Annotated in this window: 21 protein-coding genes; 10 read left to right on the top strand and 11 right to left on the bottom strand. The window is 71.6% G+C overall.

Going from position 1 to position 26750, the window contains the following annotated elements:
• From ACZ4TR_RS07620 to ACZ4TR_RS07605, 4 genes are read left to right on the top strand one after another with little or no spacing between them, the layout of a single operon-like run.
• Complete coding sequence (locus ACZ4TR_RS07620; RefSeq protein ID WP_086679876.1) at positions 1 to 309, top strand: type VII secretion target; 309 nt, start codon at positions 1 to 3, stop codon at positions 307 to 309.
• Complete coding sequence (locus ACZ4TR_RS07615) at positions 309 to 4244, top strand: WXG100 family type VII secretion target (RefSeq protein ID WP_465286212.1); 3936 nt, start codon at positions 309 to 311, stop codon at positions 4242 to 4244. Before ACZ4TR_RS07620 ends, ACZ4TR_RS07615 begins: the two co-directional genes overlap by 1 nt.
• Positions 4245 to 4269: 25 nt before the next feature.
• Positions 4270 to 5094, top strand: a complete 825-nt coding sequence (locus tag ACZ4TR_RS07610; RefSeq protein ID WP_465286211.1) for a hypothetical protein — start codon at positions 4270 to 4272, stop codon at positions 5092 to 5094.
• A 2-nt stretch (positions 5095 to 5096) separates the two neighbouring features.
• Positions 5097 to 5930 (top strand): ferredoxin, encoded by an 834-nt coding sequence (locus tag ACZ4TR_RS07605; RefSeq protein ID WP_465286210.1) that lies wholly within the window; start codon positions 5097 to 5099, stop codon positions 5928 to 5930.
• A 58-nt stretch (positions 5931 to 5988) separates the two neighbouring features.
• On the opposite strand, the gene ilvA is transcribed toward ACZ4TR_RS07605, so the two are convergent.
• Positions 5989 to 7191 (bottom strand): threonine ammonia-lyase, encoded by a 1203-nt coding sequence (gene ilvA / locus ACZ4TR_RS07600; RefSeq protein WP_465286209.1) that lies wholly within the window; start codon positions 7189 to 7191, stop codon positions 5989 to 5991.
• 95 nt (positions 7192 to 7286) lie between these two features.
• Here ilvA and ACZ4TR_RS07595 point away from each other — a divergent pair, with 95 nt between their 5' ends.
• Positions 7287 to 7559 carry a hypothetical protein gene (locus ACZ4TR_RS07595; protein WP_364523876.1) on the top strand — a complete coding sequence of 91 codons (273 nt, stop codon included), beginning with the start codon at positions 7287 to 7289 and terminating at the stop codon, positions 7557 to 7559.
• Between the two features lie 167 nt (positions 7560 to 7726).
• On the opposite strand, the gene ACZ4TR_RS07590 is transcribed toward ACZ4TR_RS07595, so the two are convergent.
• The 6 genes from ACZ4TR_RS07590 to ACZ4TR_RS07565 all read right to left on the bottom strand — a co-directional run bounded on the left by ACZ4TR_RS07590 (position 7727) and on the right by ACZ4TR_RS07565 (position 14119).
• Positions 7727 to 8884, bottom strand: a complete 1158-nt coding sequence (locus ACZ4TR_RS07590; protein ID WP_364529230.1) for a cystathionine gamma-synthase — start codon at positions 8882 to 8884, stop codon at positions 7727 to 7729.
• Positions 8885 to 8918: 34 nt separating this feature from the next.
• Complete coding sequence (locus tag ACZ4TR_RS07585) at positions 8919 to 9362, bottom strand: hypothetical protein (RefSeq protein WP_465286208.1); 444 nt, start codon at positions 9360 to 9362, stop codon at positions 8919 to 8921.
• Between the two features lie 44 nt (positions 9363 to 9406).
• Complete coding sequence (locus ACZ4TR_RS07580; RefSeq protein ID WP_465286207.1) at positions 9407 to 9799, bottom strand: hypothetical protein; 393 nt, start codon at positions 9797 to 9799, stop codon at positions 9407 to 9409.
• 405 nt (positions 9800 to 10204) lie between these two features.
• Positions 10205 to 11728, bottom strand: a complete 1524-nt coding sequence (locus ACZ4TR_RS07575; protein ID WP_465286206.1) for a hypothetical protein — start codon at positions 11726 to 11728, stop codon at positions 10205 to 10207.
• A gap of 128 nt (positions 11729 to 11856) precedes the next feature.
• Positions 11857 to 13227, bottom strand: a complete 1371-nt coding sequence (locus ACZ4TR_RS07570; protein WP_465286205.1) for a cystathionine beta-synthase — start codon at positions 13225 to 13227, stop codon at positions 11857 to 11859.
• 379 nt (positions 13228 to 13606) lie between these two features.
• A complete protein-coding gene (locus tag ACZ4TR_RS07565; protein ID WP_465286204.1) occupies positions 13607 to 14119 on the bottom strand; it encodes a hypothetical protein in 513 nt (170 codons plus the stop codon).
• Between the two features lie 189 nt (positions 14120 to 14308).
• On the opposite strand from ACZ4TR_RS07565, the gene ACZ4TR_RS07560 reads away from it, so the two are divergent.
• Positions 14309 to 15529 carry an acetyl-CoA C-acetyltransferase gene (locus tag ACZ4TR_RS07560; RefSeq protein ID WP_465286203.1) on the top strand — a complete coding sequence of 407 codons (1221 nt, stop codon included), beginning with the start codon at positions 14309 to 14311 and terminating at the stop codon, positions 15527 to 15529.
• Positions 15530 to 15634: 105 nt separating this feature from the next.
• Here ACZ4TR_RS07560 and ACZ4TR_RS07555 read toward each other — a convergent pair whose 3' ends face one another.
• From ACZ4TR_RS07555 to ACZ4TR_RS07540, 4 genes are all read right to left on the bottom strand, one after another.
• Complete coding sequence (locus ACZ4TR_RS07555; protein WP_465286202.1) at positions 15635 to 17167, bottom strand: DHA2 family efflux MFS transporter permease subunit; 1533 nt, start codon at positions 17165 to 17167, stop codon at positions 15635 to 15637.
• A gap of 64 nt (positions 17168 to 17231) precedes the next feature.
• Positions 17232 to 18500 (bottom strand): YeeE/YedE family protein, encoded by a 1269-nt coding sequence (locus ACZ4TR_RS07550; RefSeq protein ID WP_465286201.1) that lies wholly within the window; start codon positions 18498 to 18500, stop codon positions 17232 to 17234.
• 174 nt (positions 18501 to 18674) lie between these two features.
• On the bottom strand, positions 18675 to 19424 hold the full coding sequence (locus ACZ4TR_RS07545; protein ID WP_465286200.1) for an LppU/SCO3897 family protein: 750 nt from the start codon (positions 19422 to 19424) through the stop codon (positions 18675 to 18677).
• 155 nt (positions 19425 to 19579) lie between these two features.
• Positions 19580 to 20413, bottom strand: a complete 834-nt coding sequence (locus ACZ4TR_RS07540; RefSeq protein WP_465286316.1) for a Bax inhibitor-1/YccA family protein — start codon at positions 20411 to 20413, stop codon at positions 19580 to 19582.
• Between the two features lie 320 nt (positions 20414 to 20733).
• Between ACZ4TR_RS07540 and ACZ4TR_RS07535 the strand changes: the two genes are divergently transcribed.
• The 4 genes from ACZ4TR_RS07535 (at position 20734) to ACZ4TR_RS07520 (ending at position 26426) form a co-directional block, all read left to right on the top strand.
• A complete protein-coding gene (locus ACZ4TR_RS07535) occupies positions 20734 to 22173 on the top strand; it encodes a hypothetical protein (RefSeq protein ID WP_465286199.1) in 1440 nt (479 codons plus the stop codon).
• A gap of 6 nt (positions 22174 to 22179) precedes the next feature.
• Positions 22180 to 23037: a class F sortase gene (locus tag ACZ4TR_RS07530; RefSeq protein WP_465286198.1), complete on the top strand. Its 858-nt coding sequence runs from the start codon at positions 22180 to 22182 to the stop codon at positions 23035 to 23037.
• Between the two features lie 100 nt (positions 23038 to 23137).
• On the top strand, positions 23138 to 25132 hold the full coding sequence (locus tag ACZ4TR_RS07525; protein WP_364528150.1) for an SDR family oxidoreductase: 1995 nt from the start codon (positions 23138 to 23140) through the stop codon (positions 25130 to 25132).
• A gap of 130 nt (positions 25133 to 25262) precedes the next feature.
• Complete coding sequence (locus ACZ4TR_RS07520; RefSeq protein WP_465286197.1) at positions 25263 to 26426, top strand: cell division protein DivIVA; 1164 nt, start codon at positions 25263 to 25265, stop codon at positions 26424 to 26426.
• Positions 26427 to 26750: the final 324 nt, after the last annotated feature.

Raw genomic sequence — 26750 nt, 5'->3', positions numbered from 1 at the left:
ATGACGGATGTGGAACTCAGCACCGACCTGACGGCGCACGCCCACCAGCTCGACGCCATCGGTGACGGGCTGCAGCAGGCCGTCGACGCGGCGAACCAGGTCAGCATGCCGACCGACGCGTACGGCATCCTCTGCCAGCCGTTCCGGATGATGCTCGACCCGGTCGAGCAGTACGGGATCGACGCGCTCAAGGACGCCGTGCAGGCGATGACCGCCGTCTCCGGCAAGGTCCGCGAAGCCGCGGCGGCCTACCACAAGTACGAGGCCGGGGTGGCCGACGACCTGAACAAGTCCGCGGGCGGTGCGTGATGCCCGAGGGCAACCCGCTCGTCGCCGACGCCAAGCAGGACCCGGACGGGCCCGGCGCGTTCACCGCCGGCAACGGTGACTACGGCTGGGCCGGCGGCATCGGCATCGCCGAGTCGTCGATGGACGCGTTCAACGGCATCAAGGACGGCGACTGGGTTTCCGGCGGGCTGGGCGGGCTCAGCCTGGCCGGCGAGATCGCGGGCGCCGCGATCGACCCGTTCGGCTACCTGATGTCGTCGGTGGCGTCGTTCCTGATGGAACACATCCAGCCGCTGAAGGACATGCTCGACTCCGTCGCGGGCAACCCGCCGGTGATCCAGTCCTACGCCGACACCTGGGGCAACGTCTCGAAGGCGTTGGGCGAACGCAAGACCGACTTCGACAACGCGGTCAAGAACGGCACGGCCGGCTGGACCGGCCAGGGCGCCGACGCGTACCGCAAGTTCGCCGCCGAGCACAGCGACGCCCTTTCCGGTGCGGCGACGGTGGCCGGCGCGATCAGCACGGTCACGATGATCATGGGCCAGGTCGTCTCGTTCGTGCGCGAGACCGTGCGGCAGCTGATCGCGGACCTGGTCGGCAAGCTGATCGCCTGGGTGATGGAGGAGGTCTTCTCCCTCGGCTTCGGCACGCCGGTCGTGGTGGCGCAGGCGTCGGCCGCGATCGCCAAGTGGGGCAAGAAGATCGGGGAGCTGCTCAAGAAGCTCACCGACACGATCCGCAAGGTGTCGCCGCTGCTGTCGAAGCTGGTCGACCTCTTCGAGAAGATCGCCAAGGTCTTCGGCAAGGTGCTGGGCAAGGTCAGCGGCCTGGATGGGTTGAAGGTAAAAGAAGGCGGCTTCGTCCACAAGGTCCCCAAGGGCGAGGGCGGCGTCCACACGCGCGCCCACGGCGACGGTTCTTCCGGTGGTGACGGCGAAAGCTCGCACTCCGGCGACGGGGACGGTTCGCCGGACGGCGACTCGCCGAGCTCCGACCCGATGAACACCGGCTCGTCGCCGGACGCGGCCTCCCGCCGGAGTTCGAGCGGTGACGGAACCCGTTCGGACGGCTCACCATCGCACGCCGGAGACGATGCCCCGTCGGCGCACAGTGGTGACGGCTCGCCGGACAGCAGCCCCTCCGCGGTGCGCTCGGGTGAAAGCTCGCCTTCCCACACCGGGGACTCGAGCCCGTCGCACGCGGGCGACGGCAGCCCTTCGCCGACGCGATCTCCTTCCCACGCAAGCGATTCGAGCCCATCGCCGACCCGTGGCAGCGACAGCACGCCCTCGCACGCGGGTGACAGCAGTCCGTCACCCACCCGCGGCGCCGACAGCACGCCGTCGCACGCAGGCGACAGCAGCCCCTCGCCCACCCGTGCAGGCGACAACACTCCCTCGCACACCAGGGACAGCTCTCCGTCACCCACCCGCGGCGCCGACAGCACGCCTTCGCACGCTGGGGACAGCAGCCCCTCGCCGACGCGCGGCGCCGACAGCACCCCGTCCCACGCAGGAGACAGCAGCCCGTCGCCCACCCGCGGCAGCGACGGCACGCCCTCCCACGCAGGCGACAACACGCCTTCGCACGCCGGAGACAGCTCTCCCTCGCGCGGGGGCGACAACAGCCCGTCCCCCCCGCACTCCGGCTCCTCGCCCGCCGCGCGGTCCGACGCGCCCGGCTCGCACGCCGGCACCGACACCCCGAGCAGCGCCGCCGCACCGCCCCGCGCCGACGGCACCACCTCCGCCAGCGGCACCGCGCCCACCGCTCCGCGAACCGGCGACCCGGGCACGGTCCCGTCGCCGCGGGGCGGGGACGGCGCCGCGTCCGGCGTGCCGCCGCAGGGTGGCGCGCCGATGATGGGCGGCGGCGGGATGCCGCCCGGCGGGGCACCGGGTGGTGGCGCACCCGGTGGCGGCGGCGGCCCGCGCACCGGCGGCGGCCCCGGCTGGACCGGCACTCCGGGCAGCCCGGGCGCGCACGCCCCGCACGTCGACGCGCCCCGCGCTCCCCGCACCGGCGGCGACCTGCCCGCGGCCCGTCCGCGCACGCCGGACGCCCCCGCTCCGGCCGCCCGCGGCTACGCCCCCGGCACGCACGCCCCCGACAACCGGCCGCACACTCCCGACGGCGGCGCCCACCGCCCGCACGAGAACGCTCCTCACGAAAACGGCCCGGACGCCGGCGGCCCGCCCCACCACGACGAGCCGCTGACCCCGGACGAGGTCAACGCGCGGCACTCGGAAAGCACGCCGTCGGGCAGCTCGTACCACGCCGGCGACCCCGACATGGGCGACCTGCCGCACCGCGTGCAGCCCGACCCGGACGGCCGCTACACCGTCGACGTGCACGTCACGCCGGACGGCCACGCCCGCATCGGCGACCGGCTGTACACGCCGGAGGAGTTCGCGGACATCCTGCGCCGCAACGGCGACTACGACGGCCGCCCGGTCCGCCTGATCGGCTGCGACGCGAGCTCGAACGACTTCGCGCACCGGCTTTCGCGCGAGCTCGACACCGAGGTCATGGCCCCGACGAAGCCGGCGTGGACCGACTCGCACGGCCGCGTCTTCTCCTCCGACTACGAGATCGGGCCCGACGGCCGCATGCGCCCGCGCATCCCGCCGGACGGCGAGTGGAACACCCACCACCCGGACGGTTCGACCCACCGCGCCGGCGACGACGGCTTCGCCCCGGACAGCCACCACGGCGACGCGCACGACGTCGACGCCGACAGCGCGCTCGCCCGGGGCAAGGACCACCCGGACATGCACGACCTCGACGAAGGCTGGCAGGAACCCGAGTTCAAGCGCCATGAGGACGTCACGCTCGGGCGGCACGAGCGGTTCCACGACCCGGCGAACCCCCGGCACCTCGAACCGAACACGCGCTACGAGGTCACGGACCCGGACGGGCGGTTCACGCGCGTCTACACGAACGGGGACGAGCCGCCGCGGATCACGCACGTCGACGCCGACGTGCCGAACACCCGCGTCGGGAACAGCAGCGTCGAGGTCGGCAACCCGGACGTGACCCACCTGCACGGCGACGTCGACTACCGGGTCAACACCGGCGAAGGGCACTTCGAGTTCCACACCGACGCGGACGGCCGTCCCGAGCTGGACATCGACCACTTCGACCCGCCGATGACCCCGCCCCCCGTCGAACGCCGGATCACCGGGTACGACCCGAGCCACAACGGCGACGGCCCCTTCGGCGCCACACCCCCGGAAGACCTCAAGCCGAACAGCCGGTACGAGATCTACTCGAAGGCACCCGACGGCACCGACCAGTGGCACGGCACCTTCTACACCAGTGGCGACAACCCGCCGGAGTTCACGCACATCAAGACGTGGCACGACAACGAGCGCGGCATGATCAACCCGGAGACGGGTGACAAGCACACGATGCACGACCAGCACGCGGGCCGCTCCGAAGGCGTCCCGGTGCGCGGCGCCAAGTACGAGATCGGCGACATGCACTACCACGCCGACGAGCACGGGAACGCCGCCGTCTCGTGGGAGCCCGACTACACCAGCCCGGCGACCAAGCGCGTCAACACCGACGTACAGGACCGGGTCGGCAAGATCGGCCAAGCCGACGACGCCACCAGCACGGTGAACCGCGGCGGCCACACCGCCGACCACCGCTCGGGCGGCCTGCAGGGACGGCTGGGCATGGTGCCGCAGGACTACTACCAGAACCACAGCGTGAGCGCGGACCCGGACAACTGGCGGCGGATGGAGATCGACCGCCAGACGTTCGAACGCCACGGCGGGGACCACGGCCCGGTGCGCGTTTACGCCGACGCGCCGTCGACCGGGGAGACTCCCGACCGGCTGCACGTGATGTCCGAGAGAATCCACCCCGACGGCACCCGCACTTACAACTACAGGAGCTTCCCGAATGTCGCGAACCCAGCCCCCGTGGTACCCCCCACCCGGACCTGAGCTCCGGGAGGCGGACGAGGACCAGGTGGTCCGCTGGATCGGCGGCTGGCTGATGGACGCCGCTCCCGAAGGCTGGCGGCGGATCGACATGACCGTCCGGCTGACCACCGCGGCCGAGGAGATCTCGCTGGCCGTCGTCATGCCGGACGGCGCCGCGGCGCGCATGGAACCGCCGCCCGACGTGAGCCCGCTGCTGTTCGAGCTGCGGAACAAGAAGTACATGCGCGATCGCGGTACCTGGCTGTCGCTGCGGCTGGTCATCGAGCCCGACGGCGATTACCGCGTCTCCTACAATTTCGACCTCGATCCGCTGTGGGACCCGCCGCTCGACGCCGCCGTCTGGGACGAGGACTTCGAAGCCTTCTTCCGCGACGAGGAGTGGACGCCCGCCTGGTACCGCGAGGGCGTCAAGGGCGAAACCGGCGGGAAGCGAACCCCCGACGAGCCCAACGCGCTGCTGAAGAACGTCGCCGACTACCTGAAGTTCACCCTGCCCGCGGGCTGGGACTACGTCCAGCTGCAGTACCGGGCGGTCGGCGACCACGAGGAGTCCGGCGCGGTCGTCCACTCGATCACCGGCACGGTCTACCCGTGGACCCCACCGGAGCAGGTGATCGACCTGCTCCGGCGCCACCGCGCGGCTTCGCTGTCCGACGGCCGGGGCACCTGGGTGAGCCTGAAGTACGAAATGAGCTTCCCCGAGTCGGTCAAGGCGCAGTTCACCGCGAACGAGGAGCCGGACTTCCGGCAGCGGCCGCCGGCCGAGGCGTTCGCCGAAGAGCTGCGCCGCTACCCGCGTTCCGAGCGGCGCACGCCGGACTGGCTGCGCCAAGGCGCCGAAGGGGCCTGACCATGACCCAGCCACCGGGACCGTTGCGGCCGGAGCAGCGCCACGAGCTCGTCCGGCAGATCGGCGCGGCGCTCACGGCGCAGGTGCCGCCGGGGTGGCAGCAGCTGCGCGTCGAGTACCGCGCCGCCGGCCGGCACGTCGAAACCGAGCTGCTGGTGACCGGCCCGGACGGGCTTCCCCGGCCGGTGCAGCCGCCGCCGGAGGCAGTGCGCCTGCTCGGGCTGCTGCGGTCGGGCATGTACCAGCCCGGGCTCGGCACCTGGCTCGGCGCGATCTTCGTCTTCGCGCCGGGGCAGCCGCCCGACGTCGACTTCGTGCGGCCGGACCTCGAACCGCCGTTCCGGCAGCAGCCGCCGCCCCTCGGCTTCCAGGACGAGCTGCGCTTCTTCCCGCGCGCCGACGAGCGCATCCCCGGCTGGCTGCGTGAGCGCGCCGGGCTGACCCCGCCGGTTTCCGGCGGCGAAGTCCGCACGCCCCGGATCTACGACGGCGTCGACGCGTCGGGCAAGCCGCTCGTCCGCCGTCAGCAGCTGATCCCGGCCGAGGCCGAGCGGGTGCTGGCGTACCTCGACGCGGCGCCGGTCATCCTGGCCTCGCGCAGCAACGGCCCGGACGCGTTCGCCCCGGACCGCGCGGACGCGGTGCCGATGAACTTCCGCACCGACGGCGCGTGGGCGTGGCCCGGCGCGGTGGCGTACTACCTGCGCGAACACGGGGTGCCGCCGGACCCGGACCTGGTCGCCCACATCCGGGCCCGCCGCTTCACCGCGCCGACGGACGTGCCCGAGCCGGCGAAGGACCTGGCCCTCGCGGCCATCACCGGCGAACAACCGTGACATCGGGGGCTTCGCCCCGGGCCGGGGGCTCCGCCATCCGGAACCCCCGAAAGAAGTGTCAGACAACCGTGTAGCCGGCGTTCGTCAGCGCGATCTCGAGGTCCTTGCAGTGCTCGGGTCCGCGGGTTTCGAGTGCCAGGACGACATCCGCCTCGCCGAGGTCGAGGCTGCCGGAGATTCGCGAGTGCTCGACGTCGAGGACGTTCGCGCCGAGTTCGCTCACGCAGGACAGCACCCCGACCAGCGACCCCGGGCGGTCCGGGACCCGCAGGTGGAGGCGCAGGTAGCGGCCGCCCGCCGTCATGCCGTGCTGGATGATCTGCAGGAGCAGCACCGGGTCGACGTTGCCGCCCGAGAGGATCGCGACCACCGGGGGCTCGAAGATGCCGGGGTGCTGCAGCAGCGCCGCGACCGTCGCCGCGCCCGCCGGCTCCACCACCAGCTTGCGGCGCTCCAGGCAGAGCAGCACCGCGCGGGAGAGGGACTGCTCGGAGACCGTCACGACGTCGTCCACCAGCGACGCGACGTGCGCGAAACTGACCGGGCCCGGCTCGCCGACCGCGATCCCGTCGGCCATCGTCGAGGTCGAGCTCAGCCGGACCGGCGCGCCCTGGACCAGCGACGGCGGGTACGCGGCCGCCTCTTCGGCCTGCACGCCGACGACGCGGACGTCCGGGCGCACCGCCTTGACCGCCGACGCGACCCCGCCGACCAGCCCGCCGCCGCCGGTCGCGACCAGGATCGTCTTCACGCCCGGCACCTGCTCGAGGATCTCGAGGCCGACGGTGCCCTGGCCGGCGATGACGTCCGCGTGGTCGAAGGGGTGGATGAACACCGCCCCGGTCCGCTCGCCGAACTCGATCGCCGCGGCGAGGGTCTCTTCCAGCAGCGCGCCGTGGAGGTGGACGTCGGCGCCGTACCCGCGGGTGGCGGCGAGCTTCGGCAGTGGCGCCCGCAGCGGCATGAAGACAGTGGACTGGGCGCCGAGCAACGACGACGCGAGCGCGACGCCCTGCGCGTGGTTGCCGGCACTGGCCGCAACGACGCCGCGGTCGCGCTCGGCCTGGCTCAGGCCGTGGATGCGGGTGTAGGCGCCGCGGATCTTGAACGACCCCGTGCGCTGCAGGTTTTCGCACTTCAGGTGCACCGGACCGCCGTGGAGCTTGCGCAGGTCGCGCGCGTGCTCCATCGGCGTCACCCGGGTCACTCCGCGTAAGAGTTCCCGGGCGGCCTGGATCCGCTCGATGGTCACGAGTTCCATGGCCGGAGGTTATGCCACTCAGGAACTCCACAGGTTGACCGGACCGGAGGCCGGGTACTCTGGGCGTGTCAACACACGGTAAACAGGGAGCAACCATGGCACGGGGGAACGACGCGGACGCCACCCGGCGGAGTCGCGCGACCCGGTCGGCCGGCCTGCTCCCGCTGGTGATCGGCGTGGCCTCGGCGGCCGCCCTCACCGGAGCGGCGTACTTCACGGTGGACAGCGCCTCGTGCGGCTCCCCGGCCCAGTACATCCGCCACGACAGCCACGTGGAGCTGGTGGGCGGCTGCGTGGACGGCGCGACCCTGCCGGCGACGGGCACCCCGAAGTCGGGCGGCGTCGTGCACGGCAACTACAACCCCTGACCGCAGGCTCTCCGACGCCAACCGCCGGCCGAGCTTCGCACCGGCCGGCTCACCTCGCTGTGCCCCTCACCCCAACCGCCCCAATGTGGCATTGGGTGCGTCAGACGCACCCAATGTGGCGTTCGGTGCGTCCCACGCACCGAACGCCGCATTGGGGCGCTGGAGACTCAGCCGAGGGCGGTCAGCAGGTCCGCGACCAGGTCACGGCCGTCTTCGATGCCGACCGACAGGCGCAGCAGGTCCGCCGGGACCTGCAGGGTCGAGCCCGCCGTGCTCGCGTGGGTCATCTTGCCCGGGTGCTCGATCAGCGACTCGATGCCGCCCAGCGACTCCGCCAGGATGAACAGCTTCGTGCGGGACGCCACTTCCAGCGCCGCCTGCTCGCCGTCCGCGTGGCTGAACGAGACCATCCCGCCGAAGCGGCGCATCTGCTTCGCCGCCGTCTCGTGGCCGGGGTGCTCCGGCAGGCCCGGGTAGTAGACCTTCGCGACCTTCGGGTGCTTGACCAGCGCCTGCACGATCAGCTCGGCGTTGTCGCTGTGCCGCTCCATGCGCAGGGCCAGCGTCTTGATGCCGCGCAGCGTCAGCCACGCGTCGAACGGCCCGGGCACCGCGCCCGCGGCGTTGCGCAGGTAGAACAGCTGCTCGCGCAGCTCGTCCTCGTTCGTGATCACCGCGCCGCCGACGACGTCGGAGTGGCCGCCGAGGTACTTCGTCGTCGAGTGCAGGACGATGTCCGCGCCGAGCGACAGCGGGTTCTGCAGGTACGGCGTCGCGAAGGTGTTGTCGACCACCAGGCGGGCGCCGGCGTCGTGCGCGACCCCGGCCAGCGCGGCGATGTCGGCGATGCCGAGCAGCGGGTTGGTCGGCGTCTCGCACCAGATCAGCTTGGTTTCGGGCCGGATGGCCGCGCGCACGTCGTCGAGGTCGGCCAGGTTGGCCACCGTGTGCTCGACGCCCCACAGGCTGAGCACCTTGTCGATCAGGCGGAACGTGCCGCCGTACGCGTCGTTGCCGAGCACCAGGTGGTCGCCGGGGCGCAGGGTACTGCGCAGCACCACGTCGGAGGCCGCCATGCCGGACGCGTAGGCCAGCGCGTGCCGGCCGCCTTCCAGCGAGGCCAGCGCCTCCTCCAGCGCCGAGCGGGTCGGGTTCGCGGTGCGCGAGTACTCGTAGTCGCCCTCGCGGGTCCCGCCCACGCCGTCCTGCGCGTAGGTCGAGGTCTGGTAGATCGGCACGATCACGGCGCCGGTGCGGGGGTCTGGCTTCTGACCGGCGTGGATCGCGCGAGTCTCGAATCCCAGTACGGAGTAGTCGTCCACCATGGCGTAAGCGTACGGCGCGGCCCCGGCATTCCCGTCAGGTGGGACGGATCTCAGTACCGCACCACCGGGCCGCAGGCTCCGACACCGCGAGCAGCAGCGTGACCACGGCCGGCGGCGCCACCAGAGCCAGCGCGGCCAGCCCGCCCATCGCCAGGGAACCCGGACCACCGAAGTCGGCGAAGGTGAGCCCGGCGGCCGTGAGGCCCGCCGACGTCAGCGTCGCGAGCAGTGCCGCCGAGCTCCCGGCGATGCAGCCGATCCGGCCGGCCGGCTGCCGGCGCAGCAGCAGGACGCCGCCGGGCAGCAGCGTCGAGGCGAGCACGGCGTCGACCGCGGCGTGGACGGCGACGCGGCCGGCGTCACCGGGGAACCGGACGAGCGCGACGACGTCCAGCACGAGCCCGGCCAGGTAGAGCAGCCCGCCGAGCAGGGCGAGCACCGCGGCGGCGAGCGCCGTCCGGCCTTCGGTTCGGATCACGGTGGCCGAGGATACGGTCGATCACGGTCCGTGATCGGCGCGGGTCACCAGCTCCGGGTCGAATAGGCCTCCTGGCCGGCCCACATCGGCACGGCCGGCGTGCGGTAGCGCAGGTAGCGGAAGGTCGGCGGCAGGAACGCCAGCACCAGCACCAGCACCGCCAAGCCGGCCAGGCCCACCCGGTCGACCATCGCGAACCCGCCGTGGGTGAACATCGCGTCCGTGAACCGCGCCAGCGGCACGCCCACCGACAGCGGCTCCACCAGCAGCGCCCCGATGGCCAGCAGGGCACCCAGGCCGAGCAGGATCGCGCCCGCCGTCGCGCGGAACAGCGTCGTCAACGCGCCGAGCAGGAGCACGAGCCCGGCACCGAGGTAGGCGGCGAGGTCCACGAGGACCCAGCCCGGCAGGGCACCGAGGCTGAATTCGGCGGGCATGTCCAGAAAGATCCGGACCGGTACATATCCCGCGGCGACGGCGGCGGCCAGTCCGAGCAGGCCGGCGAGGATCGCCGTTACTCCGGACGGCCGAGTCGATGAATACGAATGCGAACGCGACACCGGATTTCCGCGTGGACCGGTCACAACTCCCCCATCAGCAGAGCGGGACTACGGCGTTCACCCTAGTCGGGAAAGGGGGAAGAGACTCCGGAAGAGAACGGAATTCGGCCGGACGGCGGAACCCAAGATCATTTTCCTGCGGTAGCGGCAGAAATGCTGTCACGTGATCCGAATGGCCGGCGATACCGCACTGTTGTCCATTTCGGACAATTGCGCATCGGGCTGTGAATGCAGCGTGCCCCGGAGCCGAATGGGCTCCGGGGCACGCTTTGGTGTACTAGTTCACCACTGCTGTTGCTGCGGCGGCTGGCCGGGCTGGCCGAACCCGCCGCTGGGCGGTCCCTGCTGGCCAGGGGGCTGGCCCCAGCCCTGCGGCGGCTGCCCCGGCTGCTGCTGCTGCGGGTAGCCCTGCTGCTGGCCGTACCCGCTCTGCTGCGGCGGCTGGCCCGGCTGCTGGAAGCCGCCGCTCGACGGCTGCGGGAACCCGCCGCTCGACGGGTTCGGCCCGCCCGGCTGGCCGTAGCCCGGCTGCTGGCCGTACCCCTGCGGCGGCTGTCCCGGCTGGCCGTAGCCCGGCTGCTGCCCGAACCCGCCCGGCTGCCCCTGCTGGCCCGGCTGGCCGAAGCCGCCCGGCTGCTGCGGGCCACCGAAACCACCCTGCGGCGGTCCGCCGAAGCCCTGCGGGCCGCCCGGCGCGGCACCGCCGCCACCGAGGCCGACGAACTGCCGCGTCGCCGGGATGAGCCCGAGCACGCCCACGATGAGGATCAGCACGCCGAGGATCAGCGGCGGGAGCCCGAGGCCGAAGGTGTCCCGCTCGGACGCGGAGGCCCCGGCGAGCACACCGGCGTTCGGCGTCATGCCGATCTTGAGCAGCAGCGCGAAGATCGCGAGCAGCGCACCGCCCGCAACGATCGCGATCGGGACGAACTTCTTGAGCCCGCCCAGCTTGCCCACGAGCGCCAGCCCGACACCGCCGGCGAGGGAGATCAGCGCGCCCAGCAGGATCATGACCACGTAGAACCAGACCAGGCCCGGGCCGACGATCCCGGCGGCGTCGAGCGCCTTCTGGATCAGCTCCTGGTTCCGAGTGTCCCCGACGAGCGACGAGTAGTCGCTCGCGTCGCCCATGTAGTTGAAGGCGATGATCAGCGCGACCAGGCCCAGGAGAGCGACCACGCCGCCGGCGATGTAGCCGAACAGGCCGTTGCCCCCGGCCGACGGTCCGCCGAACTGCGGCGGCTGACCACCGAAGCCGGGCTGCTGGGGGCCGCCGAACCCGGGACCACCGAAGCCCTGCGGCGGCTGGCCGGGCTGACCCGGCTGGCCGAAGCCCGGCTGCTGCTGGCCGTATCCGCCCTGCTGGCCCGGCTGGCCGAAGCCACCCTGCTGGCCGTACCCGCCCGGCTGCTGGCCGAACGCCGCGGCCGGGTTGTCCGCCGCGCTCGGCGGCGGGGTGTACGGGATCGCCGGCGGCTGGGAGCCCGGCGGAACCAGCTGCGTGGAGTCCGCGACCGGGGCGTCGCCGCCGGCCGGGTTCACCCACTGCGTCGCGTTCGCGTCGACCGGCGGCATCGCCTGGGTCGCGCCCGCCCCGCCGTCACCCGGGTGGCCCGGCTGGACGACCTGCGTCGGTTCGGGCGTCTCCCCGAACGGGGAACCGCCCTGGGGCTGGGCGGGCTGCACGACCTGGGTCGGTTCCGGGCTGCCGAACGGGTTGTCCTGCTGCGGCTGGGGGCCACTCGGCGGGCCCTGAGGTGGCTGGCCGCCACCCCACGGCTGGTTCGGTGGCTGCGGTGCACTCATGTGGGTCTTGAACCCCCTTGACGAGGACGCGAAATTGTTCTATTTGCGCTCACGCTATCGGATCACCCGGCAGGGCGCTCGTAACGCCCCGGCCGGGTGCGCCGATCAGGTACTTTCACAGCTCCCGCTCAGCGACCGGCGAGGAAGCCCAGCAGGTCGTGGCGGGTGACGACCCCGGCCGGCTTGCCGTCGACCAGCACGAGCGCGCCGTCGGCACCCTCGAGCGCCGTCATCGCGGCACCCACCTGCTCACCGCCGCCGATGGTCGGCAGCGGCGGCGACATGTGCCGGTCGAGCCGGTCGGCCAGCTGGGCCTTGCCGGTGAACAGCGCCTCGAGCAGGTCACGCTCGTTGACCGCGCCGACGACCTCGGCGGCCATCACCGGCGGCTCCGCGCTGACCACGGGCATCTGGCTGACGCCGAACTCGGCCAGGATCGCGATGGCCTCGGCGACCGTCTCGTTGGGGTGCGAGTGGACGAGGTTGGGCAGCGAGCCGCTCTTCTTCGTGAGGACGTCGGCGACCGTCGCGCCGGAGGAGTCGGGCGGCAGGAAGCCGTAGGAGGACATCCAGGTGTCGTTGAACACCTTCGTCAGGTAGCCGCGGCCGCCGTCGGGCAGCAGCACGACCACGACGTCGTCCTCGGTGAGCCGCTCGGCGAGCTTCAGCGCGGCCGCGACGGCCATCCCGCAGGAGCCGCCGACCAGCAGGCCCTCCTCGAGGGCGAGCCGGCGCGTGACCTGGAACGAGTCGGCGTCGGAGATCGGAATGATCTCGTCGGCGATGTTCCGGTCGTACGTGTCCGGCCAGAAGTCCTCGCCGACGCCTTCGACCAGGTACGGGCGGCCGCTGCCGCCGGAGTAGACCGAGCCTTCCGGGTCGGCGCCGACCACCTGCACGGCGCCGTCGCTGACCTCCTTGAGGTACTTGCCGGTGCCGGAGATCGTGCCGCCGGTGCCGACGCCCGCGACGAAGTGCGTGATCTTGCCGTCGGTCTGCTTCCACAGCTCGGGGCCGGTGGAGAGGTAGTGGCTCTCCGGGTTCTGCGCGTTGGCGTACTGGTTGGGCTTCCAGGCGCCGTCGATCTCGCGGACCAGGCGGTCGGAGACGTTGTAGTAGGAGTCCGGGTGCTCGGGCGCCACCGCGGTCGGGCACACCACGACGCGGGCGCCGTAGGCCTTGAGGACGTTGCGCTTGTCTTCGCTGACCTTGTCCGGGCAGACGAAGACGCACTGGTAGCCCTTGCGCTGCGCGACCATGGCCAGCCCGACGCCGGTGTTGCCGGACGTCGGTTCCACGATCGTGCCGCCGGGGCGCAGCTCGCCGGAGCGTTCGGCCGCCTCGATCATGCGCAGCGCGATCCGGTCCTTGACCGAGCCACCCGGGTTCAGGTACTCGACCTTGGCCAGCACGAGCGGCTTGAGCCCCTTGGTCAACGAGTTCAGCTGGACCAGGGGGGTGTTGCCCACGAGGTCTGCGATGTGCTCTGCGTACTCCACGCCGCCAGCCTAAACGGCCGACCGGTGGCGTTGTCCACTCGCGGGGAGACCCCGGCTCCGGGGGCCTCCGGGTGCGCGTCGGCGATGCCGGGCAGCGTCCGCGAGGTCGGGCCGCCCGGAGGAGACCGCCGGCAGCCACCAAGCTGCTCGTACCGGCCCGAGGGCCGCATGAGGAATGGCGACCTTTCCTTTGGTGCGACAATCTTACCGGCCCTCCGGTCGCCCCGGATCGGCCTTTCGTGTCAATTGCGACCACCCGTCCGGTCGGGATCGGGCGTTCTTCCCAGCCTTGCGACCACCGAAAACGGTTCCGCGGAAATCGGCACGGCCGGCGAAGTGCGCCTGGCTGAAATCCGGTTTGGTGCGGAATTCGGTGTCGTCAAAGGAAGCGGGTTCGACAAACCTGGTTTCGAAGCACCCGATCGACCGGATCGAGCAGTGGGTGAGGGTCAGCCCGACGAGCGTCGCCCCGGAGAAGTCGAGGTCGGCGTCCGGCCAGAAGCCGTCGTTCGGTCGTTCGACGGGGCCCGGACGCAGGTGCAGGATGCGTCCGGGCGGTCTTGCGGACCTGCAGCTCCTCCGCGTTCTTCGCGTTGTTCTTGAACGGCATCCGCAGGTAGGGGCAGAGGACGTTGACGATGGTCTGCCGGTGCTCCGGGTACCCGCCGGCGAGCCGTTCCAGCGAGTACAGCCCGGCGAGCCGGACCGGCGCCTTGTCGCTGCCGAGCTGGTCGGCGGCCTTGCCGTAGATCTCGGTGATCCGGCGTTCGGTGGCGTCGTGGTCCTTCTGCGTGAGATCCAGTTCGGCCGACCGCTGCCGCCAGGCGGAGTCCTCGGGGTGCCCGCCGCCCAGGAGGGTGAGCAGCAGGGTGGCCGCGGCCCCGGCGACCACCAGCAGCCCGGCTCCTCACAGCACGATGGTCCTGGTCCGCAGCACTCGCTCCACCTGGTTCCCCACGGGGTGATCCTGCCAGCCGGCTGTTGCGTTGGTCGCGTTCGGCTTTGCCCGGAGCGTGGTTCACGGCACACTAGTGAGCAACCGCTTAGCCGCTTAGCTCGCGATACGAGGATGTGTCACGTCATGCCTGAAGCCGTCATCGTCTCCACCGCTCGCTCGCCGATCGGCCGCGCCGGGAAGGGCTCGCTGGTCAGCATGCGGCCCGACGACCTCACCGTGCAGATGGTCCAGGCGGCGCTGGCCAAGGTGCCGCAGCTCGACCCCGCCGACATCGACGACCTGATGCTGGGCTGCGGCCTGCCGGGCGGCGAGTCCGGGTTCAACATGGGCCGCGCGGTCGCCGTCGAGCTCGGTTACGACCACCTGCCCGGCTGCACCGTCACCCGCTACTGCTCGTCCAGCTTGCAGACCACCCGGATGGCGTTCCACGCGATCAAGGCCGGCGAGGGCGACGTCTTCATCTCGGCCGGCGTCGAGACCGTCTCGCGGTTCGCCAAGGGCAGCTCGGACTCCTGGCCGGACACGCACAACCCGCTGTTCGCCGACGCCGAGAAGCGCACCGCCGCGACCGCCGAGTCCGGCACCGACAGCTGGACCGACCCGCGCACCTCCGGGGACGTCCCGGACGTCTACATCGCGATGGGCCAGACCGCGGAGAACCTCGCGCGGCTGAAGGGCGTCACGCGCGAGGACATGGACGAGTTCGGCGTCCGCTCCCAGAACCTCGCCGAGAAGGCCATCGCCGACGGCTTCTGGGCCAAGGACATCACCCCGGTGACCCTCCCGGACGGGACGGTCGTCTCCAAGGACGACGGCCCGCGCGCCGGCGTCACCCTGGACGGCGTCTCCGGGCTCAAGCCGGTGTTCCGCCCGGACGGCCGCGTGACGGCGGGCAACTGCTGCGCCCTCAACGACGGCGCGGCGGCGCTGGTCATCATGTCCGACACGAAGGCGCGCGAGCTGGGCCTGACGCCGCTGGCGCGGATCGTGTCGACCGGCGTGACGGGTCTTTCCCCGGAGATCATGGGCTACGGGCCGGTGGAGGCGTCCAAGCAGGCGCTGTCCCGCGCGGGGCTGTCGATCGGCGACATCGACCTGGTCGAGATCAACGAGGCGTTCGCGGCTCAGGTCATCCCGTCGTACCGCGACCTGGGCATCGACCTGGACCGCCTGAACGTCAACGGCGGCGCGATCGCGGTCGGCCACCCGTTCGGCATGACGGGCGCGCGCATCACGTCGACGCTGATCAACTCCCTGCAGCACCACGACAAGCAGTTCGGCCTGGAGACGATGTGCGTGGGCGGCGGCCAGGGCATGGCGCTGATCATCGAGCGCCTCTCCTGAGACCCCGGCCCATGCGCCCCAATGTGGCGTTCGGTGCGTCTGACGCACCGAACGCCACATTGGGTGCGTCAGACGCAACCAACGCCACATTGGGGCGCTTCGGCGCTAGTGGACCATCACCGGGGGCGTGATCTCGTCGCCTTCCGACGGGGCCGGGGCCACCGGGCGGGACTTCGGCAGGAACAACGCCGGGATCACGCACAGCACCACCAGGACCAGCGACCACACGAACGTCGTCGAGAAGGCGTCCGCCGCCAAGCCGGTCGCCGCTTCATGGGATGCCGGGTTCAGGATCGCCGCCGTCGCCGCCAGCTGGCCCTGGGCCGTCGGGACGCCGAACTTGCCCGCCAGCAGGGCCGCCAGGATCGTCGCCATCACCGCCGACCCGATCGCGCCCGCCGTCTGCTGGACGATGTTCGTCGCCGTCGAGGCCCGGGCCATGTCCTTCGGCTGCAACGTCTGCAGCGCGGACGTCGTGATCGGCATCATCGTGCAGCCCATGCCGAGGCCCATCACGAACAGCGCCGACAGCAGGACCCAATACGGCGTGGTCGCGGTGACCTGGGTCAGCATCGCCATCGAGCCGACGAGCAGCACCATGCCCGGCAGCACGATCTTGCGCGCGCCCACCTTGTCGGCCAGCCGGCCGGTGATCGGCATCATGAGCATCGCGCCGAAGCCCTGCGGGGCCAGCAACAGGCCCGCGTGCAGCGTCGTTTCGCCGCGCACCAGCAGGAAGTACGTCGGCAGCAGCATCATCCCGCCGAGGAACGCGACGAAGAACAGCGACATCGTCACCATCGCGATCGTGAACGACCGGTTCTTGAACAGCCGCAGGTCCACCAGCGGGTTGGCCACGCGCAGCGCGCGCACCACGAAAGCGACCAGCAGCGCCACTCCGGCCAGCACCGGCAGCCACACCTCGACCGCGCCGAACCCGCCCGCGGACGGGACCTTCGAGACGCCGAAGATCAGCGCCGCCAGGCCCGGCGACACCATCAGCATGCCCACGAAGTCGAAGCGCCCGGTGGCTTCCGGGTCGTCCTTCGGCAGCAGCCGCCACGACAGCAGCAGCGTGACGACGCCGATCGGCACGTTGATGAAGAAGATCCAGCGCCAGCTCACCGCGTCGACGAGCCAGCCGCCCAGGATCGGGCCGCCGATCGGGCCGAGCAGCATCGGCACGCCCAGCACCGCCATCACGCGCCCGATCCGCTGCGGGCCGGCCGCGCGGGTCAGGATCGTCATGCCGCACGGCATCAGCATGCCGCCGCCGAAGCCCTGCAGGACGCGGAAGATGATCAGCGTTTCGATGTTCCAGGCCGCCCCCGCGAGCATCGACCCGGCCAGGAACAACACGATCGCGAGCATGTAGAGCCGCTTGGTGCCGAAGCGGTCGGACGCCCAGCCGGTGACCGGGATCACGGTGGCCAGCGCCAGCAGGTAGCCCGTGGCGACCCACTGGATGACGTCGAACGACGTCGAGAACTCGATCGTCAGCTTCTGCAGCGCGACGTTGACGACCGTGGTGTCCAGGATCGCCATGATGGCGCCGAGGACGACCACGGAGGCCACCTTCAGGACACCGGCGTCGAGCGCGTCACCGTTCGGCGCCGAGCCGGTTCTTTGCGTAGTCATAAGGAAGAAGTCCCCCAGTTCGTGGATTCGTCCGCGAGAGTACCGGGGGACTCCGACAAAAAACTCAGCAGATGCTGTCGGTCGGCACCGGGTTCGCGAGCCCGAACAGCGGCCGCAGCTTCAGCCCGATCCACGTGCCGCCGAGCGCGAACACGCCCCACAGCCAGCCGTGCAGGCTGCCGGTCGAGATGCCGCCGAGGTACGCGCCGATGTTGCAGCCGCCCGCCATCCGCGCGCCGACGCCCATCATGATCCCGCCCAGGATGGCGGCGACCGCCGTGCGCCACGGGATCGAGCTGTGGATCTTCCACGCGCCCGCGGCCGCGGCGGCCACCGCCGCGCCGATCATGATCCCGATGTCGGTGAGGCTGTTCTTGTCCTTCCAGATCGGGCCGGCCAGCGACGTCGCGTTGGACTTCTGCTGCCAGAACTCCCAGGACTCCGGGTGCAGCCCGAACACCTGCAGGATCTTGGCTCCCCACAACGAGAACGCGCTCGTGACGCCCCAGATCCCGCCGGAGACCAGGAACACCGCGCCGGCCAGCACGCCCAGCACGACCGCGCCGACGAGGATCGGCCACGAGCCGCGGAAGACGCGCGCGAAGCCGTGCGCGGTCGGCACGACGTCCACCGGCGGTGGCGTGCGGCGCCGCTGCACCGCGCGGGTGACCAGGACGATCCCGGCGAGCACGGCGATCGTGATCGCCCACGAACCGAACCAGCCGACGTGGTCGGCCAGCAGCACGCCCTTGAGCTCCGGCCAGCCGCTCAGCGCCGGGTACGCCCACGTGTAGAGCACCGACCCGGTGATGAATCCGCCCAGCGTCAGGACGATCGTCGACTGGCCCGACCCGACCGCGAACAACGTGCCGGACGCGCACGCGCCGCCGAGCTGCATGCCGATCGCGAAGAGCGTGGCGCCGACGAAGAGGGCGAGCCCGAGCGGGCCGGCCGTCAGCGCCGGCTTGCTGCCGAAGAGCCCGGCGCCGGTGCCCGCGATCAGCGCGATCAGCGTCGCGGCGGTGCCGAGCAGGAGGGTGTGGGCGCGCAGGCCCTGGCCGTTGCCGACGGCGATGAGCTGCCGCCACGCCGAAGTGAAGCCGAACCGCGAGTGGAACAGCGCCAGCCCGAGGCCCAGGCCGAGCAGCAGCAAAACGCCGAACTTGGCGCCCTGGCTCGCCCAGGCGTACCAGGTCAGGCCGGCCGCGAGGACGCCGGCGACGGCCAGCGGGACGACGCGGACGGGCTCTTCCGGCCGCGGGACGGGCGCGGCGCAGGACGTGGGGAACTCGAGGAACTTCTTTTCGCCGGCGGGGGATTCGGTCGTCGCCACCAGTACTCCAGGCTCGCGCGGGAAGGACGACCCAAGTTAGGTCCGATGATCGCTTCGCCGCAGCCCGTCGCACAGTGTGGGACGAACTCGGTGTGGGACGAACGGAGCAGTCCGGCTGCCCCGAACGGCGAACGGCCCCTCACCGGTGGGCGAGGGGCCGTTCGACGCGGATCCTTACTTCTTGGCCTTGAAGCACATCGTCCGGGCGGGCTCCGGGTACGCCACGGCGATGACGTTTTCGTCCGTCCCGCACGCGGTCTTGTCCGCCTGGCCGTCGACGACCTTCACGACCTCGGCTTCGCCGGTCGGGTCGGTGCAGGGCACCTTCTTGTACCCCTCGGTCTTCGAGGTGAGGTTCGCGAGGCAGTCGCCCTGCTTGGCGTTGACCATCAGGCACAGCTTGTACGAGCTGCGGCCGGTGACCGAGTAGGTGTCGTAGGGGGATTCGGCGCCGCCCGGGCACTCGTCGCTCGCGTTGTCGCGCTTGGCGCCGATCTTCACGTTCGCGTTCACGTCGGCGCAGTCGGCCTTGACCGGGTCGTCGCCGCCGGTGGTGAACTGGGTGATCGTCAGGCAGTCACCGACGTTGGAGCTGGCCGGCGAGTTCGTGAACGCCACGATCCCGGCGACCACGACGCCGATGAGCACGACGAGGCCGATGCCGAGGCCGATGAACCGGCCGGCCTTCGACTTCTTCGGCGGGGCCGGCGGTGCGGGCGGGAAGCCGGGCTGGCCGGGCGGCGGTGGGTACTGGCCCGGCGGCGGGCCGTACTGACCGGGCTGCCCCTGCGGCGGGGTGCCGGGCGCGCCGTACTGGCCCTGCTGGCCGTACTGCTGCCGCGGCTGACCGCCCGGAGGCGGCCCGTAGGGATCGGGCTGACCCACCGGCTGCTGGCCCCCGGGGGCCGGAGGGGGAACGCTCACTGTGAACCTCACACATGTGAAATGAAGAACCGACCGGGCCATCCAACACGCAGGGTGAGCACGGTCGGCACCGGGGTCCCCCGATGCACGAATTACCCACAGAAAAGGCGCCCCGTTGATTACGGAGCGCCTTCACTGCAGGACTGTGAGCCAGGTTACTCACGAAGATAGGACAGCAACCGCAGGATCTCCAGGTACAGCCAGACGAGCGTCGTCATCAGGCCGAACGCGGTGTACCAGGCCCACTTCGACGGCATGCCCTCGCGGATCATCCGGTCGGCCTGGTCGAAGTCGAGCAGGAAGCTGAAGGCCGCGATACCGATGCAGAGGATGCTGAAGGCGATGGCGAGCGGGCTGCCGTCGCGCAGCGGGTTGAACCCGAAGGCGAACGAGCTGATCAGGTTGAACAGCATCAGGATCGCGACGCCGACGACGGCCCCGACGATCCACTTGGTCAGCTTCGGCGTCACCTTGACCGCGCCGGTCTTGTAGAGCACCAGCATGCCGATGAAGACACCGACGGTGCCGATGATCGCCTGCAGCGCGATGCCCGGGTAGATCACCTCGAACACGCCGCTCAGCGCGCCGAGGAAAAGACCTTCGGCGGCCGAGTACACCAGCGTCAGCGGGCCGCTCGGCTTCTGCCGGAAGATGATCACCAGCGAGATGACGAGCCCGACGACCAGGCCGCCGATCATCGCGCCGATCAGGGCACCGGAGAGCCGGCCGGTTTCGGCCAGCTGGTTCTGGGCCCAGATCGCGGTCACGATCCCGACGAGCAGCGCGACGCCGAGGCTCATGCCGGTCTTGACGACGACGTCGTCGACGGTCATCGGCCGGTCGTCGTCGCCGGAGGTGACCTGGCCGGGACCGTACCCGGGCACACCGCCCTGGGTCTGGTTGAAGCCCACCGGGGGCCCGTACTGCCCGTGAGTCTGGGTTCCGCCGCGGGGCAGGTTGCGGAACGCCGGGTTGCTACTGGAACGCACCTGATCCTCCTGGATCTGCTGCTTCATGGATCGACGCTGCATCGGGTTCAACGACCGCCGGGTACGTGCGGTTCCCGTCGAGTAAAGACGACTTTACTCGACGGCGAGTCCGTGGCCACGGCAGACACGGTATGCGACCGGGATCACGACCGTTCGGCGACCGCCACCCGAAGGGCGGTAGACAGTCCGGCCCCCTCGGCGCGACGCTCACCTGGCGTGCCCGGTCGTTCACCGTACGCGCGTCGGGGAGCTGATCAATCGTGTGACCTGCGGAGACGCCTGTGCCGTCGCCGCGCGGCCGACGAAGGAGCCTAAACACCATGAGGTGGTCGACACGCCCCCGCGCGCTCACCGGCCTGGTCGCCGCGGCCGTGCTGAGCACGCTTTCCGTGACCGTCGGCGCCCCCGCCGCGTCCGCCGCGAGCCGGGAAGGCATCGGCCACGCGGTCGAGCCGGGCCAGGCGGGCACCGGTAGCCGGAACTGGCTGGGTTCCTACGTCGTCGGCGGGCAGCAGGTCTTCTGCGTGAGCTTCCAGCTGAAGGCGCCGGACACCGACGAGGTCTACCGGCCCGGCGACGAGCTGCTCACCAAGTGGGGCACGAAGCTCCCCACCGACCAGGCGGCCGACATCTCGTACCTGCTGCTGCGCTACGGCGACACGAAGAAGCCGGACGAGGCCGCGGCGCTGGCGCACCTGCTGCACTCCTGGACCTCGGCGCCGCGCACCCCCGCGGACCTCGACGCGTCGCTGCCCGCCGCGAAGCTCGGCTACGACGCCCCGTTCCACCTCAAGGGCCTGCCCGCGGGCGCCCAGGCCGCCGTCGAAACGCTGAAGACCGAGGCGGCGGCCAACCGCGGCCCGTGGACGGCGTCGGTGACCGTCCCCGAAGGCGACCAGCGCCTCGGCGAACCCGCCGCCTGGACGGTCACCGTCAAGAACGCGAAGGGCAAGGGCGTCCCGGGCGTCCCGGTGAAGCTGACGGCGACCGCCGCGACGGTCGGCGAGGACGCCGCCGCCACCGCGGGGAACGCGAGCCCGCAGGCCGCCGCGAAGGACGTCACGCTCGAGACCGGCGCCGACGGCACCGCGCAGGTGAAGCTGACGCCGACCGGCGACCGGCCGAAGCTCGTGGCGTCGCTGTCCGCGCCGGCCGACCGCCCGTACGTGCGGGCGCCGGTGGACACCGCGAAGCAGCGCGTCGTCTCCACCGGCGGCGAGAAGGCTCTGACAGCGCAGGGTGTCGTCGCGCTCACCAAGCCGGGACAGGTCAAGGTGACCAAGACCGACGCGAACACGGGCAAGGGCGTCGGCGGCACGGTCCTGCGGATCACCGGCAAGGACAAGACGTCGGCGGCACTGGGCCAGGACGGCAAGCCGCTCACCGGTGCCGACGGGAAGCCCGCGGTGGTCACCACCGACGGCACGACCGGCGGCGTGACGATCGAGAACCTGCGCGCTCCGCAGGACATCTGCGTCGTGGAGGCCGGCCCGCCGCCGGGGTACACGAACGCGTACGACCCGGAAAACCCGCCGTCGGCGTGCGGCACGGTCAAGCCGGGCGAGACTCTCGCGCTGACCGTGGCGAACAAGCCGAACGAGGTACCGCGCGCGATCCCGGCCGGCGGCGCGCCGGTCGTCCAGGCCCGGGGCGCGGTCGAGACGAGCTACTCGGTGCCGGGCCTGGCCGGGCTCGGCCTGCTGGTGCTGGTGGGCGCCGGACTGGCCGGCTTCGCCGCGCGGCGGGCTTCGCGCAGGTAGTCCGGGATGGCAGGCAACGACTGGCAGGACGACAGCTGGTTCGTCGACGAATGGCGAGGCGGTGACCGGCAAACCGGCGGCGACGGGCAGCTCGGCGGCGACCGGCGGGGCACCGACTGGCGAGCCGCCGACTTCCGGCAGAGCGGCCGCCGCCGGAAGGCAGCCTCGTCGAAGGCCGGCCGAAACCGCTTGATCGCCGGTTTCGCACTCGGCGCGGCCACGGTGCTCGCGGTGCAGTTCGGCAGCACCGTGGTCACCTCGGCGCCGGTCGCCGTCGTGGCCGGCACCGCGCTGCCCGCCGCGGGCGCCGCCGCTCCGGCGGCGCGTCCGTCCACTCCCGCGCCACCACCGCCGGTCACGACGAGCGCGGCGCCGGCCGCCCAGACCTCGACCGCGCCGCCACCGTCACCACCGCCACCGCCTGCGCAGCGACCCGGCACCGTCCGGCTGCCCGCCGGCGGCACGGCCACCCTGGTGCGCAAGGACCTCGGCCCCGGCGGCGAGCTGCCGATCCCCGACGACCTGGGCCAAGCGACCTGGTGGGGCGCCGAGCTGGACGCCGCCGGCGGGGCGAGCGTCTTCGCCGGGCACGTGAACTGGCGGGGCGCCACCGGGCCGTTCGCCGAGCTCTGGAGCGCGGAGATCGGCGCCGTCGTGACCATTGTGGACAGTGCGGGCAAACCCCGGCGCTACCGGATCTCCCAGCTGGTCACGGTGCACAAGGACGACCTGCCCGCGCGGGCCGAGGACCTGTTCGGCCAGTCCGGCCCGCACCGCGTGGTCCTGGTGACGTGCGGGGGCCGCTGGGTCGGCGGCTCGGACGGCTACGAGGAAAACCGCGTCGTCGTCGCCGACCCCGCCTAAGTTACCGGTGAGTAACTTCACGTCGCCGCAAGGTGGTCACTGACGCCCGGATGCAGCAGAATGCCCAGGGTCAGGGATGCGGGCGAGAGGTGTGAAGACGATGGCGACGTTCTTGGTGACCGGGGCGACCGGACTGATCGGGCGCCAGTTCACCCGGCTGCTGCTCTCCCGCCCCGACGACGACCGCGTCGCGCTGCTCGTGCGCGCGTCCTCGAAGGCGAAGCTGGCCGCGCTGGTCGACCAGTGGCCGCACTCCGACCGCGTCACGCTGGTCACCGGCGACCTCGGCGAGCCGCTGCTCGGCGTGTCCGAAGCGGACCGCGACGCACTGCGCGGCGGTGTCGACCACGTCGTGCACCTGGCCGCGCTCTACGACCTGACCGCCGACGACGAAGAAAGCATCAAGGCCAATGTGGACGGCACGCGCGCCGTCGTGGCCCTCGCCGCGGACCTGCGCGCCGGGTGCCTGCACCACGTGTCTTCGGTGGCCGTCGCGGGCGACCACGAAGGCGTGTTCACCGAGGAGATGTTCGACGCCGGGCAGCGGCTGGTCACGCCGTACCACCGGACCAAGTTCGAGGCCGAGAAGATCGTCCGCGAGCAGGACGAGGTGCCGTGGCGGGTCTACCGGCCCGCGGTCGTCGTCGGGCACTCCGAGACCGGCGAGATGGACAAGATCGACGGCCCGTACTACCTCTTCCCCGCGATCAACCGGCTCGCCGGGCTGCCGGACGTCCTGCCGCTCGTCGGCCCCGACCTCGGCGACACCAACATCGTGCCGGTCGACTACGTCGCCAAGGCGCTGCTCGAACTGGTCGTCAAGCCCGGCCTCGACGGCCACGCCTTCCACCTGGTCAACCCCGAACCGCAGCCGGTCGTGTCCGTGTACAACGCCTTCGCGAAGGCCGCGGGCGCGCCGACGATCACCGCGCAGCTCGGCGAAGGCCTCTCCAAGCGGATCGTCGGGCTGGTCAAGCTGACCGAGCACATCCCCGGCGTCACCATCGCCCGCGACGCCGTCATGGAGCGGTTCGGCATCCCGCCGGTGCTGCTGGACACCATGGCGTTCCCGTCGGTGTTCTCCTCGGCCGAGACGCGCAAGGCCCTCGCGGGCACGGTCGAGGTGCCGCGGCTGGAGGAGTACGCGCCGACGCTGTGGCGCTACTGGCGCGAGCACCTCGACCCCTTCCGCGCGCGCAAGCACGGCCCGCGCGGCGAACTGGACGGCCGCCGCGTGATCATCACCGGCGCGTCCTCGGGCATCGGCCGCGCGACGGCGCTGAAGGTCGCGGCGGCCGGCGGCGTCCCGCTGCTCGTCGCGCGCCGCCAGCACGAGCTCGAAGAGGTCCGCGACGAGATCGTCGCCGCCGGCGGCACGGCGTCGGTGTACCCGGCCGACCTCACCGACGAGGACTCGGTGCACAAGGCCGTCGACGCGATGCTCGCCGAGCACGGCCGGATCGACATGCTGGTCAACAACGCCGGCCGGTCGATCCGCCGGTCGATCAAGCTGTCCTACGACCGGATGCACGACTACGAGCGCGCGATGGCGATCAACTACTTCGGCGCGGTCCGGCTGATCCTCGCGGTGCTGCCGCACATGTCGGAGCGGAAGTTCGGGCACATCGTGAACGTGTCGTCGATCGGCGTGCAGGGCATCGCGCCGCGCTTCTCGGCGTACGCGGCGTCGAAGGCGGCGCTGGACTACTTCTCGCGGATCGCGGCGACCGAGACGCACGGCGACGGGATCACGTTCACCACCATTCACATGCCGCTCGTGCGCACGCCGATGATCCGCCCGACGAAGATCTACGACGCGTTCCCGACGAAGTCGCCGGAACAGGCCGCGGACATGGTGATGAAGGCGCTCGTCGAACGGCCCAAGCACATCGGGACGCCGGCCGGGCAGGCGATCGGGCTGGCCTACACGCTCACGCCGGGCCTCACCGACGCCGTCGCGTACCAGGGTTTCCGGATCTTCCCGGATTCGACCGCGGCGGGCGGTTCGGGCGAGTTGAAGATCGGGCGTGGCGAGAAACACCTCTCGCGCGCGGCGATGGCGCTCGCCCGGCTTTCGCGCGGCTTCCATTGGTGACACTGCACTGGTGACTCTGCGTTTTCCGGCTGCGGCCATTCCGGCGACGCGCCGCCGAGGTCGCGACACGTGTCGGTGATTTGTTAAGCCGACCGGCGTAAGCGCACTGTGCCCGGGTACGGTCGGGCGCATGGTTCCTGAGCGCGACCCCGCCGCAACCGCCCTCAACGGCCTTCTCCCCCTTCGTCGTGAATACACGCAGGCCTGGCACGGCTTCGACCGCAACGAAGTCCGGCAGTACCTCGACCACGTCGAGGCCCAGCTGCGCCGCGTGATCAGCGATCGTGACGCCGCGGTGGCGCAGGCCGCCGCCGCGACCCGCGAGGCCGAGTCGATCCGTTCGCAGGTGGCTTCGCTGGAAGCGCGCATCGAGGAGCTGAAGAAGCCGCCGGAGCGGCTCGAGGACCTCGACGAGCGGATGCAGCGGACGGTCACGCTCGCGCAGGCCCGTGCGGACGAGATCATCAAGCGCGCCGAGGCCGCCGCGGAGAAGACGTGGGCGGGCTCGACCGCGGCGTCGACGAAGCTGCGCGAGCGGTACACGAAGCTCGTCGCGGAGCTGGACAAGCAGGCCGACCTGCTGCACTCGGAGCACGAGAACGCGCTCGCCGAGACGCGCGCGGAGGTGCAGCGGCTGACCGTCGAGGCGGCCCAGCGGCGCGAGCTGCTGGACAACGAGGCGGAGCGGAAGCGGCGGAAGCTCGAGCGCGAGTTCGACGCATCCCAGGCGGCCCAGAAGGCGGCGCTGGAGAAGCACGTCGCCGACCAGCGCACGGCGAGCAAGAACCAGGCCGAGCGCCGGCTCGCGGAGGCGACGGCGGAGGCCAAGCGGCGCCTCGACGAGGCCACGGCGGAGGCCCGTCGCCGGCTCGACGAGGCGACGACCCAGGCGGCCCAGCGCACGACGGCGGCGAACCGCAAGGTCGAGCGGCTGGCGGAGATCCGCGAGCAGGCGCGCAAGAGCCTGGCGGCGGCGGAGGACATCCTCAACCGCAGCGAGACGCAGCTCGCGACGCTGCCGGAGGAAGCGGTGATCCCCCAGGCGTCCAAGCTGGTGGGCGGCGACTCGGGTGCGGAGTCCCCCACGACGCCGTCGGCACCGGTCGTGCCGGTGGTCCAGCCGTCGATCCCGGCTTCGGCGAAGCCGGCGGTGAAGGCCGCGGCGCCCAAGCCCGCCCAGACCGCGAAGCCGGCCAACGCCCCGAAGCAGAACGGCCCGGCGACCAAGCCGGCGAACGGCAACGGAAACGGCGTGAAGCCGCTGTCGCCGACGGCGAGCAAGCCGGGTTCCTGAGGCTCTTCCGAGTGCCGTGAAGGCCTCCTTACCGGCTTCTACGGCCGGTAAGGAGGCCTTCACGGCTTTCCGGGCTGAGCAGCCCCCGATTCCACGCTACCGGCGAGCACCGACAGTTCCGGAAGCCTCGGCGCGAGTTGTCCACAGCGTCAGGCCGGCGCCTGAGGTTGTCCACAGCGCAAGGCCAGCGCCCCAATGTGGCATTGGGTGCGTCAGACGCACCCAATGTGGCGTTCGGTGCGTCCCACGCACCCAATGTGGCGGTTGGTGTGTCCCCCACCCCGAACACCACACTGGGGAGTCTTCTAACACCGGGGCGTGGGG

Source organism: Amycolatopsis sp. NPDC028719, from assembly GCF_055565395.1.
This window is presented reverse-complemented; position numbering and strand designations above follow the sequence as displayed.